The sequence below is a fragment of the Microvirga aerophila genome (assembly GCF_003332305.1).
In the GTDB taxonomy this organism is placed as follows: domain Bacteria; phylum Pseudomonadota; class Alphaproteobacteria; order Rhizobiales; family Beijerinckiaceae; genus Microvirga; species Microvirga aerophila.
On record NZ_QOIO01000010.1, the window covers coordinates 94,208 to 111,262 of the forward strand.

Genomic DNA, 17,055 nt, shown 5'->3' on the forward strand with positions numbered 1-17,055 from the left:
ATCCGGCGATGCGCCGCAGCCTATTCCTCCGCCTTGAGAACGATCAACCGCGCGCCTTCTGCCACCTGCGCGCCCACCTCGGCGGCGATTTCCGCCACTTCCCCGTCCATGGGTGCGATGAGCGCATGCTCCATCTTCATGGCCTCGACGATGGCAAGGCGCTGCCCCTTCTCGACCCTGTCGCCCGGCTGCACGAACACGGCGATGAGTTTGCCGTGCATGGGGGCCTTCACCGAGTTGCCCTGATCCATGTGTTCGAGATCGACGTCGAAGGGATCGTGCCGGACAATGCGGGTCTGGCGGCCGTTCCGGAACACGATCACGCCGTCATCCATGAGGGCGAACGTTCGCGGATCCTGCCGCATGTATTCCGTCGACATATGCGAGACGCCATCACCCCATCGGACCGCGACGTCCATATTGGCGTGACGCGAAGTAGGAATAGACCACTCAAGAAGAACGTCCGTGCGCTCTCCGTCCACCTTGATGGGAAAGCCTTGGCTGCGCGTCCCCGCGAGTTGGAAACCATCATGGTCGTCCCAGGCGGAAATTGTTGATCCTGCTCGAATCCTTGCCTGATATGCCCGTTCGTCGAACGCGTGATCGAGCAGCCTCAGAACACCAAGCCGCACGGATTCCGGATCGGCATTTTGGGGTACGGCTCCTAAATTCTCCAAGTTGCGGTCAATAAATCCGGTGTCGAACTGCGCTGAACGGAATTCGCCCGCCTCACACAACTTCTTCAGAAACGCCACATTCGTCTTCGGGCCGGCCACGATAGTCTCGCCCAGCGCTTCCGCCAGCCGCGCAAGCGCTTGCTCCCGCGTCGCCCCGTGGGCGATCACCTTGGCGATCATCGGATCGTAATACGGCGTCACCTCGTCTCCAGCCTCAACGCCTGTATCGATGCGAAGCCCTTCGCCTTCCGGGAAATCGAGCGCCCAGAGCTTTCCGGTGGACGGCAGGAACTCGTGCTCCGGGTCCTCCGCGTAGAGGCGCGCTTCCACCGCATGGCCGTGGATTTCGAGGTCGTCCTGGTTGAAGGGCAGCCACTCGCCCGATGCGACGCGGAACTGAAGCTCCACGAGATCGAGACCGGTGATCGCCTCCGTGACCGGATGCTCGACCTGAAGGCGCGTGTTCATCTCCATGAAATAAAACCGGTCGGGCCTGAGCCCCTCCCGCCCGTCGGCGATAAACTCCACCGTGCCGGCACCCACATAGCCGACCGCTCGCGCGGCTTCGACCGCGGCCTTCCCCATGATCTCACGCATCTCGGGAGGCATGCCGGGCGCGGGCGCCTCCTCGATCACCTTCTGGTGCCGACGCTGGAGCGAGCAGTCGCGCTCGAACAGGTGCACCACGTTGCCCTCGCCGTCCGCGAAAACCTGGATCTCGATGTGACGGGGCGAGAGGATGTACTTCTCGACCAGCACCCGCGGATCACCGAAAGCGCTCGCAGCCTCCCTCTGGGCGCTCTCAAGGGCGGCGTCGAAATCCGCTGCCTTGTCGACCCGGCGCATGCCCTTGCCGCCGCCGCCCGCGACCGCCTTGATGAGAACCGGATAGCCGATCTCATAAGCTTTCTGCCGCAGAAAGTCAGGCTCCTGTCGCGAACCGTGATAGCCGGGCACCACAGGCACCCCCGCCTGCTGGGCGAGTGCCTTGGCGGCGTCCTTCAGGCCCATGGCCCGGATGGCCGAGGCGGGCGGGCCGACGAACACGATGCCGTTCTCGGCGCAGGCATCGGCGAACTCCGCGCGCTCCGACAAAAACCCGTAGCCGGGGTGGATGCAGGCCGCGCCGGTCCGCTTGGCGACCTCGATGATTCGGTCGATCTGCAGATAGCTTTCCCGCGCCGGCGGGGGGCCGATGAGATGAGCCTCGTCGGCCATCTGGACGAACAGGGCGTCCGCATCCGCTTCCGAGTGAACGGCGATAGTGCGCATTCCGAGCCGCTTGGCAGTCCGGATGATACGGCACGCGATTTCACCGCGATTAGCGATCAGGACACTCTCAAGCACGATCCATCCCCTTAGTGCATGGGCTTCGACCCGTTATCGAACCAGCTAGAGCAAACCGGGCGGGTTTTGTCACCCTTGACCCGGTTGCTCTGCCGTGTTGCACATGTCTTAGGGCAGCGGCCCGGCATTCAAAGGACGAATTCTCCGGCCTCCCGCAGAATCCTCCCAATGGGCCTCTTGCGTGAAGCAAGGTTGCACGCTAGCCTCTTGTTGCAAATGGATTGCAACTGCAGAAAAAGCCCATGGATGCCCTAACCCCACCTCCGCCTTTGCCTGACGCTGGATGGCGCAACGCCCGAACATCGCCGTCCCTGCCGGAGGTGAGCCGTTCGATCGCCGTGAGGCCAGGCTCCAAATGGCGGCGCGCTTTCGCGTTCCTGGGTCCCGGATATCTCGTAGCCGTCGGGTACATGGACCCCGGCAACTGGGCGACCTCCCTGGCGGGCGGATCGAAGTACGGCTACGCCCTTTTGTCCGTTGCACTGATCTCCAACATCATGGCGATCATCCTGCAGGCGCTTTGCGCACGGTTGGCCATTGCCACCGGGCGAGATCTCGCCCAGGCCTGCCGGGATGCCTATCCACGGCCCGTGGCCTGGGGCCTCTGGGCGCTGGCGGAGCTTGCCATCTGCGCGACCGACCTTGCTGAGGTCATCGGCACGGCGATCGGTCTCAACCTCCTGTTCGGGCTTCCGCTCGAAATCGGCGTGGTGATCACGGCGCTCGACGTGTTTCTCATCCTCTATCTGCAAAATTTGGGCTTCCGGTGGGTCGAAGCCTTCGTCATCGCCCTGCTCGGTGTCATCGCGGTCTGCTTCGGCATTCAAATCGCCCTGGCGAACCCGGACTGGGGCGGAGTGGTGCGCGGCTTTGCTCCAACGACCGAGATCGTCACGAATTCCGACATGCTCTATCTCGCGCTCGGCATTCTCGGCGCTACCGTCATGCCGCATAACCTCTACCTTCATTCCGGCATCGTGCAGACACGTGCTTATGGGCATACGCTCAGTGAAAGGCGCGAAGCCCTGACCTTTGCGACCCTCGATTCGACGCTTGCGCTCATGTTCGCCCTCACGGTCAATGCGTCGCTGCTCATTCTGGCGGCCGCCGCTTTTCATCAGACGGGCAGGATGGAAATCGCGGAACTGGGGGAAGCTCATTCCCTTCTGGAACCCCTGCTCGGGGCCGCCATCGCGCCGACGCTCTTCGGCATCGCCCTGCTCTGCTGCGGCCTGAACTCGACCGTGACAGCCACCATGGCGGGGCAGATCGTCATGGAAGGCTTCATCAACTTCCGTCTGCCGCCCTGGCTGCGGCGCCTCATCACGCGGGGCATCGCCATCGTTCCCGCGGCCATCGTGACCATTGCCTATGGAGACACTGGCGCGGCGAGCCTGCTGATCCTGAGCCAGGTGATCCTGAGCCTTCAACTGCCCTTCGCGGTCATTCCACTGGTCACGATGACAGCATCCAAGACGAAGATGGGAGAGCTTGTCGCCCCGCGCTGGTTCACCGCCATCGCGGTGGCGATTGCGGCGATCATCGTTGTCTTGAACCTGAAGCTGCTGGCAGACTTCATCATCGGATAGGAAGGCCTGCCTCATTTACGTGCTGCGGCGGCTTGTCGTGGTTGGCTTCGACAAGGTAGATAACCCGAACAAGCCTAGGGTTGTTGCTTACCGATGATCACGATCCGTCCGTCTCGGCCTGCAGACGTGCCCGCCATGTTCACCATCTGGCTGGATGCGGTCGCGGCAACACATTCGTTTCTCTTCGAGGACGATATTGCGTTTTATGCCGTGCAGGTCCGGGACCATTACCTGTCGTCCGGCCCGTTCTGGATCGCCGCAGGGCCTGACGACGAGCCCAGGGGTTTCATGGGGATGACCGGCTCGAAGATCGACGCACTCTTCGTTCACCCGTCCGAACACGGAAAAGGTTTCGGCCGGGCGCTGGTTGAACACGCAGTGTCGCTTGAAGGCGATCTGACCGTCGACGTGAACGAGCAGAACGAGGGAGCCTGTTTGTTTTACGAAAGACTCGGCTTCCTTCGGGTCGGACCATCGCCACTCGACGATTCCGGCAAACCCTTCCCGATCTTACATCTGGCGCGCGGCACAGACGGGAACTGACATCTCCGGATAAAGCAAGGGCCGCTTTTCAGCGGCCCTCATTCGTTATGCGTCCTTGAGGCGACTGAGCGCCTCTTCGATCTTGGCCTTGCGCTCCAAAGCCTCGTCGCGGCGGTCGCGCTGCTCCTCGACCACTTCCTCGGGAGCACGCTTGATGAAATCGGCGTTGCTGAGTTTTGCGTCGATCTTGCCGACCTCCGCCTCCAGCTTCTGAATTTCCTTGGCGAGACGCGCCCGCTCGGCCGCAAGATCGATGACGCCATCGAGCGGCAAAGCGGCAACCTCGCCTCGGATCAGGAGCTGAAGCGAGCTTTTCGGAGCAGCCCCGGCCGACGAAATATCCGACAGGCGGGCAAGACGCTTGACGATATCGCCCCAGCGCTCAACACGGGCGCCGACGTCAGCCGAGGGGTCGACGAGAACGAGCGGAATCTGCGCGCCGGCGGGAACGTTCGTCTCGGCGCGGGCCGAGCGAACCTCCGTCACCAGATCGACGATCCATCCGATTTCGGCCTCTGCGGGTTCGTTGATCAGGCCCGAGAGGTCCGGCCACGAGGAGAGCGCCAGAATGGCCTCGCGCTTCGGCCCCGCCTCTCCCTTGATCGTCCAAAGTTCCTCAGTGAGGAACGGCATGAACGGATGCAGCAGCTTGCAGATCTCATCGAGGATGAACGCGATGGTGGCCTGCGTCTCCTGCTTGGCCGCCGGGTCGGCGCCCTCGCCCTGCAGCACCGGCTTTGCCAGTTCGAGGGTCCAGTCGCAGAACACGTTCCACACGAAGCGATAGGCCGAGGCCGCCGCTTCGTTGAACTTGTAGGCCTCGATCCCGGCCGCCACATCGGCCACCGCCTTGGCGCACTCGCTGAGCGCCCATTGATTGAGCGTCTGCTTGACCGATTTCGGATCGAACCCTTCCACGCGCTTGCAGCCGTTCATCTCGGCAAAGCGCGCCGCATTCCAGATCTTGGTCGCGAAGTTGCGATAGCCCTCGACGCGCTGCACGCTGAGCTTGATGTCGCGCCCCTGCGCGGCCATCGCGGCCAGCGTCATGCGCAGGGCATCCGCGCCGTATTGCTCGACCACATCGAGGGGATCGATCACGTTCCCCTTCGACTTCGACATCTTAGCGCCCTTCTCGTCGCGAACGAGGGCATGGATATAGACCGTGTCGAACGGCACTTCGTCCATGAAATGGATGCCCATCATCATCATCCGGGCGACCCAGAAGAAGATGATGTCGAAGCCGGTCACGAGCGTGTTGGTCGGATAGTAACGCTTCACCTCCGGCGTTTCGTCCGGCCAGCCCAGGGTCGAGAACGGCCACAAGGCTGAGGAGAACCACGTGTCGAGGACGTCCTCGTCGCGGATCAGCGGCACATCGCGGCCATGCTTGGTGCGCGCCTCGGCCTTCGCCTCTTCCTCGCTCATCGCGACGTAAGGATGGCCCTCCTCGTCGTACCAGGCGGGGATCTGGTGGCCCCACCAGAGCTGGCGCGACACGCACCAGGGCTCGATGTTCTCGAGCCATTGGAAATAAGTCTTCTCCCAATTCTCAGGGACGAACTTCGTCTTGCCTCCGCGAACCGCGCCGAGCGCCTTCTCGGCGAGCGGCTTCACGTTCACGTACCACTGATCCGTGAGGTAGGGCTCGACCACCACGCCCGAGCGGTCCCCATGGGGGACCATGTGGGTGTGCGGCTCGATCTGGACGAGGAACTCCTTCTCTTCCAACAGGGCCACAATGCGCTTGCGAGCCTCGGACCGGTCAAGCCCGTGCAGCACCAGCACGGATTCCAGGTCGCCGTTCGAGGGCAAGCCTGCAAGGAACGCCTCGTTGCTGGCGAGCAGCATCTCGGCCTCAGGACCCAGGATATTGATCAGCGGCAGCTTGTGCCGCCGCCCAACCTCGAAGTCGTTGAAGTCGTGGGCAGGCGTGATCTTGACCGCACCGGTGCCCTTCTCCGGGTCGGAGTACTCATCGGCCACGATGGGGATGCGGCGGCCGACCAGAGGCAGGATGGCGAATTTGCCGATCAGGTCCTTATAGCGCTCATCCTCAGGATGGACGGCGACGGCCACGTCGCCCAGCATCGTCTCGGGACGGGTCGTGGCGACGGTGATGAAGCGGTCCACCTCGCCCTCGACCGGATAGCGGATGTGCCAGAGGTTGCCCTTGATCTCGACCTGCTGGACCTCAAGGTCGGAGATCGCGGTCTGGAACTTCGGGTCCCAGTTCACCAGGCGCTTGTCCTTGTAGATGAGACCTTGCTTGTAAAGGTCCACGAAGACCTTCAGGACGGCCCGGGAGAGGCCTTCATCCATGGTGAAGCGTTCGCGCGACCAGTCGCAGGAAGCGCCGAGCCGCTGGAGCTGCGACTTGATCCGCCCGCCGGACTGCTCCTTCCAGGCCCAGACGCGGTTGACGAACTCCTCCCGGCCCAGATCCCGGCGGTGGATCTGCTGCTCCATGAGCTGGCGTTCGACCACCATCTGGGTCGCAATGCCCGCATGGTCCATGCCCGGCTGCCAGAGCACGTCGCGCCCGCGCATGCGCTCGAAGCGGCACAGAATGTCCTGAATGGTATTGTTGAGCGCATGCCCCATATGGAGCGAACCCGTCACGTTCGGCGGCGGGATCACGATCGTGTAGGGTACAGCGTCCTTGCGATCCTCGCGGCCCGCCTTGAAGGCGTCGGCCTCTTCCCAGCGGCTGGAGATGCGCGCCTCGACGGCGGCGGGATCGAACGTCTTGTCCATCATGAGTCTTTACCGGCATGTTGGCGCGCCTGTAAAACGCGCGAGCAAGACGGCTACAAACCGGACCCACCGGGCGAAGTCAACTCGAGGAAGGAAAACTCAGCGCCGGCTGCGGGACACGCGCTCGATCTCGGCCTGTACCAGTCGCTCGACCAGAGGCGGCAGATTGTCGTCCAGCCAGGACTTCAGCATGGGGCGAAGCATTTCCTTCGCGATATCCTCAAGGGTCTTCGGGCTGGTGCTGGACGCAACCGCCGCGCCTAGCCGGCCGAAAGCGCCAGACACCGAAGCATCCACCTCATCGGAGAGGAGCGCGTCCTGGCGGGCCGGCTCCGCGGCGCGGCGCGGGGAGACGTAGCGGACCGAAGGCGCAGGACGGGGAGCCACACGCTCCACCTGAAAGCTTCTCGCGACGTTGGGCTGCGGAATATCCTCGGGATCGAGCTGCCCCATGGCGGACGCCAGCGCGACCAGCTCTTCGTCGAGATCGATCGGTTCGGCGGGGCTTATGGCAATGACCTGAGGAGCAACGTGGCGCTCGGCAATCTCAAGCACGTTTCGCAGCGGCGACAGATCGCTCGGCGGTTCAGGCCGCAATTCGTCGATCAACGCCTCCTGATCGTCCGCGATGATGCGACGGATGGAAGCCAAGATCTCTTCCATCGAAGGTTCACTGATTTTATGATTTACCGCACCCATTTGCCCGCCCGCCGCATGGACTTATTGAATTCAAGAATCACTTTGCTGTGATTTTCTTAAGTATTACATGCGGAAATTAAGAAGCAAGCGGCCTTGGGTGGCAGAAATGCTTTGCCGCCCGTCTTTTTAACGTCCGTCTGGGGTCGTGAAACCACCCCACAGATCCTTGACCTGATCGTAGTGGATCTTCGGGCTGTAATGATTGACCGCAAGGCCAAGGGCGCGGGAGTTCAGGCGACCCATGGACTGGACCACCAAGTAGGAACCTACTACCCGATCGCGCTGCGCCGTGATGAGGTTCACGCGGGCATTCAACAGTTCCTGCTGGGCGTTCAGGACGTCCAAGGTGGTGCGTTGACCGACCCGGGCCTCTTCGCGGACGCCGTTCAGAGCGGTCTCGGCCGCGTCCACCTGCGCCTGGGCGGCGCTGATCTGCGCGCGGGCCGCTTCGAGCTGCCCCCAGGAGGAAATGACCGCCGCACGCACCTGATCGCGTATCGAATCGGCCTCCAGGCGGCGCTGGCTGACCGTTTCCTTGGCCTGCCGGGTGCTCGCATAGGCTTGGCCGCCGTCATAGATCGGCACGACCAGCTGCGCGACCACGGAGGCCGACAGGGTACGGTCACCAGTGGTTTGGTTGTCGTAGCGCTGCGCCACGTTGCCGTTTACGCCCAGTTGGGGTGCAAGTGCTCCCTGCTCGATCCGCACCTGGATCTCAGCTACATCAACGCCGTGGAGCGCCGCCTTGATGGCCGGGTGCTCGGCGAATGCGACGTTCAAGGCAGAATTGACGGAGCGCGGCAAAAGGCGATCCAGCGGGCGCCCCGGGGCCAGCTGGCGCGGCTCGACGCCAACCACCTGCCGGTACTGAGCAATGCTCGTGCGCAGGTTGGCTTCCGCCAGGCTCGCCTGGGAACGCGAAGCCGCGAGGCGGGATTCTGCCTGAGCCACGTCGGTCCGGGTCACCTCACCCACGTTAAAGCGGTCGCGGGTCTGACGCAGCTGCTCGTCGATCACCTCGACGTTGTTGCGCTGAAGGTCGAGAATGGCCGTATCACGCAGCACGTTCATATAGGCTTCGGCAGAATCGAACAGCACGTTCTGCTCGTTGTTGTTCAGGTTCTCACGGGCGCCCAACACCGATGACTCGGCCTGACGGACGCCATTGTTCGTCCTGTTGCCGTTGAAGATCGACTGATTGATCTCAAGGCCGACGCCGCGCGGGTTGAGATTGCGGGTCGTGCTGCCGCCGCCCGGGGTGTTGAACTCGGTCCAGGTCCGGCCCGCATCGGCGGATGCGTTCACCTGGGGACGGTAGCCGGACTTAGCGCGTGCGACGTTCTCGTCCGTCACGCGAACGCTGGCGCGCTGGGCGTTCAGTGTGGGGTTATTGCCATAGGCGCGCGAGAGCGCGCTTTCCAAGGTCTCGGCAGAGAGCTGGGCGGTGCCCGTCAACACGAACATAGACGTCATGACGCCGAAGAGCGCGCGGTACTTATTGATCGTATGACTTCTGCTCACGCCCACCTACCTGTCGGCTCAAACGGTCAACCCGCATGCCCGACCTTTGAATTATGTAATCCAACCCGACTCAAAGCGAAACAATACGCATGAGGTACGAGTCGGCAATCACCTCCGCTGAGCTTAGCAGCGATTAGTCGGACAGTGCCGCAAAAAAGCGACACCATCCCTAGGAATTAAAAGGTGAAGCCAGGCTTGAGCTGGAAAGCCGGGAGGAGGGGCGCAGCCGCGTCAAACAGGGTGCGTTCGCCGAAAGTTTCGCCGGATCGGACGTAAATCGTGGCCCGTGCGGCACGGCCCCGGCCCTTGACGCAAACCAGCCTACCCCCTTCGGCCAGCTGCTGGAGCAAATGATCCGGACGAACCTCCAACGCGCCGTTGACAAGGATTGCATCGTACGGGGCCCAGCCGGCCCACCCCTGATCAAGGGGACCTGCCTCGACGATGACACCCTCGGCGCCCACTGCGGACAGGCATTGTTTCGCGGTGTCGGCCAGGGCAGGGTCGGATTCGAGGGCCGTCACGGAAGCGCCGAGACGGGCAAGAACCGCCGACGAATAGCCCCGGCCACAGGCCACATCCAAAACCTTGTCGCCCGCTTCGACGTCCAGCGCCTGGATCAGGCGGGCCAGCACCATGGGGGTCATCATGAAGCGCTGCTCGGCCCCGTCGCCGACCAGCAGATCCTGGTCGATATAGGCAAGCTCTTCACGCCCGGGCAGAACAAAGCGCTCCCGCGGCACGTCATCCATGGCATCCAGAAGCGGAATATCGTTCACATCGAACGTGCGCAGCTGGCAATCGACCATCATCCGGCGCGCTTGCGTGAAATCGACCATGAATTGCCTCAGATAAAAGTTGGAGGCCTCGCCCGGAATCGAACCGGGGTGCAAGGATTTGCAGTCCTCTGCGTAACCACTCCGCCACGAGGCCATCCGGGGCGTGCCGCGAACGCGACGGGTGCTCCATAGCAGAGCGCGCCCCCAAAGAGCAACTGCCCTTTGCCGACAAGAGTCCACAATCAGTCGATCAAAGGGCTTGCAACCCGCCTAACCCCCCGTTATATGCGTCCCACCTCAGGCCGCTGCGGCATCTGGTTTGCCAGAGACCCCGGCCACGGGAAGCCTACCGAGCTTCCTTGAGGATGGCTTATTCCGGCGTGGCGCAGCGGTAGCGCAGCGGACTGTTAATCCGTTGGTCGTAGGTTCGAATCCTACCGCCGGAGCCAACCTCCTCCAATCACAGCAAAATGTGCCCGTCGTGAGAGCCGCCGGATTGCGGCAAAGCTTGGCTTTCGGCTGATCCCTCCCCTTTGCGCCCTTCAGGCGCCGAAGCCATTGCCGTGTCCTCGATCGAACCTCCGGCGGGACTCGCGGTTGAGCAAAGCCGCGCAAATCGGTGTGTCTCCTTGAACCGCGTAGGTTCGAATCCGGTTGCGCCGCCCAATCCCCCGCCCCACCCTCAAGCACACCTTCAGGGCTTTCGACGTTCTGAGGGCACGGATTTATATCAGGCCCCGAAATGCGGCTTGACCCGCCGGGTTCCTTGCCATCAGCATTCGCCCGCAAACCACACGACACAGCCTTGGGATGGACGATGCCTGCCACGACGCTCCTGTTTCGCGACGACGCCTATAGCGCCTCCTGCCAAGCGACGATCGTCGAGATCACGCCGGAAGGCGGCATCATCACCGACCGTACTGTCTTTTACGCCCAGGGCGGTGGCCAGCCGGGAGACGTGGGCGCAATCGTACGGGCGGATGGCGAGAGAACTGCGATCACCAATACGGTCTATGGTGCCGATCGCTCGCAGATCGTACATCTCGTCGGCGCGGAGGCGGCGTCCCGCCTGGCGGTGGGAGAATCCGTGGAGCTGCAGCTCGACTGGGAACGCCGCTTCAAGCGCATGCGCGTTCACACGGCCCTTCATCTGCTCAGTGTGGTGCTGCCTTACCCCGTGACGGGAGGCTCCATCGGCGATGGCGACGGGCGGCTCGACTTCGACATCCCGGATGCGGGCATCGACAAGACCGAGGTCACCGAAAAGCTCAACGCCCTCATCGCCCGCGATGCGCCTGTGACCGAACGCTGGATCACCGACGAGGAACTCGACGCTAATCCAGGCCTCGTGAAGACGATGTCCGTCAAGCCGCCGCGCGGCTCGGGTCGCGTTCGGCTGGTCGAAATCGAGGGAATCGATCTTCAACCCTGCGGCGGCACCCATGTGCGCCACACCAGGGAGATCGGCGCCGTGGCGATTACCGACATTGAGAAGAAGGGCAAGCAGAACCGCCGCGTTCGCATGTCCCTCGTGGATTGAACCGCCGGTTTGCCTGCCAGGAGAATGTGATGTCCCAGCCTTTCGTTTCCACCGCCTGGCTCCATGAGCATCTGCGCGACCCGAACATCGTGGTCGTGGATGGCTCCTGGTATCTCCCGACCGAGAACCGGGACCCGGAAGCAGAGTTTCTCGCAGGCCACATCCCCGGCGCTGTCCGCTTCGATATCGACACGGTCAAGGATCGGTCGTCGCCCCTGCCTCATATGCTGCCCTCGCCGGAAGAGTTCGCAAGGATCGCCGGCGGGATGGGGATCAGCCCGGACATGACCATCGTGGTCTATGACGGATCCGGTCTCTTCGCGGCTCCCCGAGTTCGCTGGATGTTTCGGGTCTTCGGCGCAAAGAACGTCGTGATCCTGGAAGGCGGCTTTCCTACGTGGATATCCGAGGGACGTCCCACCGAGACAGGTCCGTCTCGCGGGCGCGATCCACAAACCTTCACCCCATCGTTCGACGCCACCGTCGTGGCGGGGGTTGCGGACGTGCAGGCGGCGCTCCGGTCGGATACGATACAGGTGGTCGATGCGCGGCCCGCCAACCGCTTCACTGGCGAAGCGCCCGAGCCGCGTCCCGGACTGAGGGCAGGACACATGCCGAAGAGCCTCAACGTTCCTTTCTCCCAACTCATCGAGAACGGACGACTGAAAGACAAGGAGGGCCTCGATCAGGCTCTCGATGAGGCCGGTGTGGATCCCGGTCGTCCCGTCATTGCAAGTTGCGGCTCGGGCGTCTCGGCGGCGATTCTCTCGCTCGCGCTTGAAACCGCAGGGCACCGGGCCGGAGCGGTCTATGATGGCTCTTGGGCCGAATGGGGCGCGCGGGATGATCTGCCTGTCGAGACGGGGCCGGCAAAGAAGATCTAGTTTTCAGAACGCGTGAGCGTAACGAAGAAGGCCCCGGGATATCCCCGGGGCCTTTCGCTTTTCCAATGCGGTCGAAATCAGTGCAGGATCTGGGACAGGAACAGCCGCGTGCGCTCGTGCTGCGGGTTCTTGAAGAACTCGTCCGGCGTGTTCATCTCGACGATCTGCCCGTAATCCATGAAGATCACCCGGTCCGCCACCTGACGGGCGAAGCCCATCTCGTGCGTCACGCACAGCATGGTCATGCCTTCTTCGGCAAGGCTCACCATGGTGTCGAGAACCTCCTTGACCATCTCCGGATCGAGGGCCGACGTGGGCTCGTCGAACAGCATGATCTTGGGGCTCATGCACAGGGACCGCGCAATGGCCACGCGCTGCTGCTGGCCGCCCGAAAGCTGACCGGGATACTTGTTCGCCTGCTCCGGGATCTTGACCCGGGTGAGGTATTTCATGGCGACCTCTTCCGCCTCCTTCTTGGGCATCTTCTTCACCCAGATCGGAGCCAGCGTGCAGTTCTCCAGGATGGTGAGATGCGGAAAGAGATTGAAGTGCTGGAACACCATGCCGACTTCGCGCCGCACCTCGTCGATTCGCTTGAGATCGTTCGTCAGTTCCGTGCCGTCGACGATGATGCGGCCCTTCTGATGCTCTTCCAGCCGGTTGATGCAGCGGATCATCGTGGACTTGCCCGAGCCCGAGGGGCCGCAGATCACGATACGCTCGCCCCGCCGGACGTTCAGGTTGATGTCGCGCAGCACGTGGAACTCGCCGTACCACTTGTGCACGTCGATCATCTGGACCGCCGCCTCGGCCCGCGGATCCACTGCCGCGGCGCGCACCTGTTGAGTCGTCAATGTCGTTGCCATGATGCTTTACCTGTTCTGACCCGCCGCAAGGCGCCGCTCGACACCAAGCGAATACCGGGACATTCCCCAGCAGAAGATGAAGTAGAAGAGAGCCGCGAAGGCATATCCGGTGTAGCTAATCGTCGGCGCCGCCCACTCGGGATCGATGCGGGAGGCCTCGATGGTCTTGATCAGGTCGAAGATGCCCACGATGGCCACAAGCGACGTATCCTTGAACAGGCCGATGAAGGTGTTGACGATGCCCGGGATCACGATCCGCAGCGCCTGCGGCAGGATGATGAAGATCATCATCTGCGGATAGTTGAGGCCGAGCGACATCGCTCCTTCGTACTGACCCTTCGGCATGGCCTGAAGGCCGCCGCGCACCACCTCGGCCATGTACGCGGACGCGAAGAACGCCACGCCGATGAGCGGCCGCGCCAGGCGATCCACGGTCATGTCGCCGGGGAGGAAGAGCGGCAGCATGGTGTTGGCCATGATCAGAACGGTGATCAGCGGCACGCCGCGGACGAACTCGATGAAGATGACGGAACCCATCCGCACGATCGGCAGCCTCGAGCGTCGCCCAAGGGCGAGGAGGACGCCGAAGGGCAGCGAAAACACGATGCCGACCGTTGCCACCAGCAAGGTCACGAGAATTCCGCCCCAGAGCGAGGTCGGCACGTGATCCAAGCCCCAATCGATGTCGACGAGGCCCAGCGTCAGGCCGATGACGGCCAGGATTACTGCCCCGATGATGACGGCGGAACGTATGGACGCCTTGAGCAGATAGGCGGCAAGCCCCATGACGGCGACGAACAGGAGACCGACAGCCAGGAAGCCAAGCCAGAACCTGCCACCGAGATCCATGTTGCCGCCGGTCAGCAGGATGTAGGACAGGACCGGGAAGAGCCAGAAGAAGTAGACGGCTCCCAGGTCCCTGCGCGGCGCCCTCAGCCACAGGAGCCAAGCCACTCCGACGGCGAGGAGAATGAAGAAACCGTCGACGCGCCAGCGCTCGGCCCCTGGATAGGAACCGTAGACGAAGTAGTTGATCTTATCGATCACGAAGGCCCAGCACGCGCCGACGGGATGGCCGGCGGTCTCGGCACGGCACGCGTCGCGGTCCGAACCGGTCCAGACCGCATTGATGAAGAGAAAATCAACGATAGGCGGGATGATGACATACAGCAGGTACAGAACCGCCAATGTCAGGATGGTGTTGAACGGGCCGGAAAAAAGGTTTTCCCGAACCCAGGCGATCGGACCGCGCGCCAGATTGGGCGGAGGCAGCGCCTCCACCTTTTCGGAGCGAACGAAACGAGACATGTCAACGGCGGCGCTCACTCGAATCTCCTACCGCTCAACGATCGCCACCCGGCGATTGTAGACGTTCATGACGAACGAGGTCACAAGGCTGATGGTCAGATAGACGCCCATGGTGATCACCACGACCTCGATGGCCTGGCCGGTCTGGTTGAGCACGGTGCCCATGAAGACCTGAACTAGGTCCGGATAGCCGATCGCCACCGCCAGCGACGAGTTCTTCGTCAGGTTGAGGTATTGGCTCGTCAGAGGCGGGACGATGACCCGCATGGCCTGGGGAATCACCACGAGCCGGAGTGTCTGTCCCGGCTTGAGGCCAAGGGAACCCGAAGCCTCTGTCTGGCCCTTGGAGACGGCCAGGATGCCGGCACGAACCACCTCGGCGATGAAGGCCGCTGTATACGTGGTCAGGCCGACGAGAAGCGCCACGAACTCGGGCAGAATCTGCATCCCACCCCGGAGGTTGAAGGTGCCCTTCTCGGGCATCTCGAACGTGACCGGGTTGGCGCCGACAAGCGCGAGCACAAGCCACGCAACGACAGGCAGTCCAACAACGAGCCCGAGAGTAACCAGCCCAACCGGATACTGACGCCCGGTGCTTTCCTGCTGGGCCCTGGCCCAGCGCCGAAACACGATTGTCCCGACAATGCCGATCAGCAGCGCCGTGGGTATAACCCAGGCATCCGAGGCATAGAGCGGACGGGGCATGAAGAGGCCGCGGGAATTCAGGAAGAAGCCCGCGCCCATCTCGACGGAATTGCGCGGCTGCGGCAGCGGGCCGAGCACCGCGATGTACCAGAACAGCAATTGCAGGAGCAGCGGGATGTTGCGCAGAAGTTCGACGTAGACCATTGCGACCTTGCGCACCATCCAGTTGCTGGAAAGCCGCGCAATGCCGATGGCGAAACCGAGAAACGTCGCAAAGAAGATCCCGATCGCGGAGACCACGAGCGTGTTGAGGAGTCCCACCACGAACGCTTCGCCATAGTTCGAGCCGGCCGCGCTGAACTGGATCAGCGTCTGGCTGATGTCGAATCCGGCTGTGTTCTCGAGAAAGCCGAACCCCGAGGCGATCTTGGCCCGCTGCAGGTTCTCGACAGCGTTCGTCGCCGCCATGTAGAACAGGTAGCTGACAACGAAAACCAAAAGACCTTGGTAGAAATACCCGCGTATATTGGGATCGTATAAAAACGATCTTTTTGGCGGCGATGCTTGGCTGACGGTTGTCTGCACTGCACTCATCCCCTGGCGGCCACCTTTGTGGCCCGACTACTGCTTATATGACTACAAGAGTGACCCACCGTCGTGGAGTCATCTCTTTTATCTTTGTGCCGCATTTTTCAGCGGTGAGCCGGAGTCATTTCGCCTAAAAAACGCTCAAGGCTGCCACGAACCGGCGACAATCGCACAAACTATAAAGGGGCGTCCGGATCGCTCCGGACGCCCCACTCCCATTGCGTTTAGCGAACCGGGATGCCGTATTGCAGGCCGCCCTTGGTCCACAGGGCGTTCTGGCCGCGCTTGATCTTCAGCCTGGAGCCCTCGCCGATGTTGCGCTCGAAGCTTTCGCCGTAGTTGCCCACGTGCTTGATGATCCGAACGGCCCAGTCGTTCGTCAGGCCGACAGCCTCGCCGAACTTGCCTTCGGTGCCCAGAAGACGCTTGATCTCCGGGTTGTCCGCGGTCTTCATCTGCTCGACATTGGCCTTGGTGACGCCGAGTTCTTCGGCGTTCAGCATCGCCATGTGGGTGAACTTGACGATGTCGCCCCACTGATTGTCGCCATGGCGCACTGCCGGAGCCAGCGGCTCCTTCGAGATGATCTCGGGCAGAACGATATGGTCATCCGGAGCCGAAGCGCGCAGACGCTCCGCATAGAGGCCGGAGGCGTCCGTCGTAAAGGCGTCGCAGCGGCCGGAATCGTAGGCCTTGAACGTCTCGTCCGAGGTCGCGAAGGCCACAACTTCGTACTTCATGTTGTTGGCACGGAAGTAGTCGGCCAGGTTCAACTCGGTCGTGGTGCCCTGCTGGGTGCAGATCGATGCGCCGTTCAGCTCCTTGGCCGACGACACGCCGAGCTTCTTGCGGACCATGAAGCCCTGGCCGTCGAAGTAGTTGACGGCCGGGAAGTCGAGGCCAAGCTGCGTCTCGCGCGACATGGTCGCGGTCGAGTTACGGGACAGGACATCCACTTCGCCGGACTGAAGCGCCGTGAAGCGGTCCTTGGCGGCGAGCGGGATGAACCGCACCTTCGTCGGGTCGTCGAAGATCGCGGCCGCAATGGCGCGGCAGAACTCGACATCAAGGCCGGTCCAGTTGCCCTGGGCGTCCGGAACGCCGAAGCCGGCGAGGCCCGTGTTCGAGCCGCAGGTCAGAAAGCCCTTCTGCTTCACGCTGTTCAACGTCGCCTGAGCCGAGGCGGCCGTCGCGAACAGGCTGGCCGTCAGGCCGAAGGCAATCGTTACGAGAGCCTTTTTCATATCGGTATATTCTCCCACTGTGTGACCTGGCCTGGCTGTTCTTGACGCAGCCCAAGCCGAGTTCCCTG

At 62.5% G+C, this 17,055-nt stretch carries 13 protein-coding genes and 2 tRNA genes; 5 read left to right on the top strand and 10 right to left on the bottom strand.

The window, feature by feature from the left end:
* Positions 1–20 precede the first annotated feature (20 nt).
* The gene (locus DRB19_RS07655) at positions 21–2,024 is read right to left on the bottom strand and encodes an acetyl/propionyl/methylcrotonyl-CoA carboxylase subunit alpha (RefSeq protein WP_114185447.1); all 2,004 of its coding nucleotides are present in this window, start codon (positions 2,022–2,024) and stop codon (positions 21–23) included.
* Between the two features lie 242 nt (positions 2,025–2,266).
* Here DRB19_RS07655 and DRB19_RS07660 point away from each other — a divergent pair, with 242 nt between their 5' ends.
* Positions 2,267–3,613 carry an Nramp family divalent metal transporter gene (locus DRB19_RS07660; RefSeq protein ID WP_114185448.1) on the top strand — a complete coding sequence of 449 codons (1,347 nt, stop codon included), beginning with the start codon at positions 2,267–2,269 and terminating at the stop codon, positions 3,611–3,613.
* A gap of 93 nt (positions 3,614–3,706) precedes the next feature.
* On the top strand, positions 3,707–4,156 hold the full coding sequence (locus DRB19_RS07665) for an acetyltransferase (protein WP_114185449.1): 450 nt from the start codon (positions 3,707–3,709) through the stop codon (positions 4,154–4,156).
* A gap of 45 nt (positions 4,157–4,201) precedes the next feature.
* Here the strand turns inward: DRB19_RS07665 and DRB19_RS07670 are convergent, their stop codons facing one another.
* From DRB19_RS07670 to DRB19_RS07690, 5 genes are all read right to left on the bottom strand, one after another.
* Positions 4,202–6,916, bottom strand: coding sequence for a valine--tRNA ligase (locus DRB19_RS07670; RefSeq protein WP_114185450.1), 2,715 nt, complete (start codon positions 6,914–6,916; stop codon positions 4,202–4,204).
* 96 nt (positions 6,917–7,012) lie between these two features.
* The gene (locus DRB19_RS07675; RefSeq protein ID WP_477453999.1) at positions 7,013–7,612 is read right to left on the bottom strand and encodes a DUF2497 domain-containing protein; all 600 of its coding nucleotides are present in this window, start codon (positions 7,610–7,612) and stop codon (positions 7,013–7,015) included.
* Between the two features lie 126 nt (positions 7,613–7,738).
* Positions 7,739–9,085: a TolC family outer membrane protein gene (locus tag DRB19_RS07680; protein WP_114185488.1), complete on the bottom strand. Its 1,347-nt coding sequence runs from the start codon at positions 9,083–9,085 to the stop codon at positions 7,739–7,741.
* Positions 9,086–9,309: 224 nt separating this feature from the next.
* Positions 9,310–9,972 (bottom strand): protein-L-isoaspartate O-methyltransferase family protein, encoded by a 663-nt coding sequence (locus DRB19_RS07685; protein WP_114185452.1) that lies wholly within the window; start codon positions 9,970–9,972, stop codon positions 9,310–9,312.
* A 20-nt stretch (positions 9,973–9,992) separates the two neighbouring features.
* Positions 9,993–10,066, bottom strand: a tRNA-Cys gene (locus DRB19_RS07690).
* 220 nt (positions 10,067–10,286) lie between these two features.
* On the opposite strand from DRB19_RS07690, the gene DRB19_RS07695 reads away from it, so the two are divergent.
* The 3 genes from DRB19_RS07695 (at position 10,287) to sseA (ending at position 12,336) form a co-directional block, all read left to right on the top strand.
* Positions 10,287–10,361, top strand: a tRNA-Asn gene (locus DRB19_RS07695).
* A gap of 368 nt (positions 10,362–10,729) precedes the next feature.
* Positions 10,730–11,452 (top strand): alanyl-tRNA editing protein, encoded by a 723-nt coding sequence (locus DRB19_RS07700; protein WP_114185453.1) that lies wholly within the window; start codon positions 10,730–10,732, stop codon positions 11,450–11,452.
* Between the two features lie 29 nt (positions 11,453–11,481).
* The gene (gene sseA, locus DRB19_RS07705) at positions 11,482–12,336 is read left to right on the top strand and encodes a 3-mercaptopyruvate sulfurtransferase (RefSeq protein ID WP_174799921.1); all 855 of its coding nucleotides are present in this window, start codon (positions 11,482–11,484) and stop codon (positions 12,334–12,336) included.
* A 77-nt stretch (positions 12,337–12,413) separates the two neighbouring features.
* On the opposite strand, the gene DRB19_RS07710 is transcribed toward sseA, so the two are convergent.
* The 4 genes from DRB19_RS07710 to DRB19_RS07725 form a co-directional block, all read right to left on the bottom strand.
* Positions 12,414–13,130 carry an amino acid ABC transporter ATP-binding protein gene (locus DRB19_RS07710; protein ID WP_114185490.1) on the bottom strand — a complete coding sequence of 239 codons (717 nt, stop codon included), beginning with the start codon at positions 13,128–13,130 and terminating at the stop codon, positions 12,414–12,416.
* 78 nt (positions 13,131–13,208) lie between these two features.
* Complete coding sequence (locus DRB19_RS07715; RefSeq protein WP_174799920.1) at positions 13,209–14,528, bottom strand: amino acid ABC transporter permease; 1,320 nt, start codon at positions 14,526–14,528, stop codon at positions 13,209–13,211.
* 9 nt (positions 14,529–14,537) lie between these two features.
* On the bottom strand, positions 14,538–15,749 hold the full coding sequence (locus DRB19_RS07720) for an amino acid ABC transporter permease (protein WP_114185454.1): 1,212 nt from the start codon (positions 15,747–15,749) through the stop codon (positions 14,538–14,540).
* Positions 15,750–15,967: 218 nt separating this feature from the next.
* On the bottom strand, positions 15,968–16,987 hold the full coding sequence (locus DRB19_RS07725) for an amino acid ABC transporter substrate-binding protein (RefSeq protein ID WP_114185455.1): 1,020 nt from the start codon (positions 16,985–16,987) through the stop codon (positions 15,968–15,970).
* Positions 16,988–17,055 lie beyond the last annotated feature (68 nt).

Coding starts and splice junctions, on each gene's coding strand:
- DRB19_RS07660 (WP_114185448.1), top strand. CDS start 2,267: ATGGATGCCCTAACCCCACCTCCGCCTTTGCCTGACGCTGGATGGCGC.
- DRB19_RS07665 (WP_114185449.1), top strand. CDS start 3,707: ATGATCACGATCCGTCCGTCTCGGCCTGCAGACGTGCCCGCCATGTTC.
- DRB19_RS07670 (WP_114185450.1), bottom strand. CDS start 6,916: ATGATGGACAAGACGTTCGATCCCGCCGCCGTCGAGGCGCGCATCTCC.
- DRB19_RS07675 (WP_477453999.1), bottom strand. CDS start 7,612: ATGGGTGCGGTAAATCATAAAATCAGTGAACCTTCGATGGAAGAGATC.
- DRB19_RS07680 (WP_114185488.1), bottom strand. CDS start 9,085: ATGACGTCTATGTTCGTGTTGACGGGCACCGCCCAGCTCTCTGCCGAG.
- DRB19_RS07685 (WP_114185452.1), bottom strand. CDS start 9,972: ATGGTCGATTTCACGCAAGCGCGCCGGATGATGGTCGATTGCCAGCTG.
- DRB19_RS07700 (WP_114185453.1), top strand. CDS start 10,730: ATGCCTGCCACGACGCTCCTGTTTCGCGACGACGCCTATAGCGCCTCC.
- sseA (WP_174799921.1), top strand. CDS start 11,482: ATGTCCCAGCCTTTCGTTTCCACCGCCTGGCTCCATGAGCATCTGCGC.
- DRB19_RS07710 (WP_114185490.1), bottom strand. CDS start 13,130: ATGATCGACGTGCACAAGTGGTACGGCGAGTTCCACGTGCTGCGCGAC.
- DRB19_RS07720 (WP_114185454.1), bottom strand. CDS start 15,749: ATGAGTGCAGTGCAGACAACCGTCAGCCAAGCATCGCCGCCAAAAAGA.
- DRB19_RS07725 (WP_114185455.1), bottom strand. CDS start 16,987: ATGAAAAAGGCTCTCGTAACGATTGCCTTCGGCCTGACGGCCAGCCTG.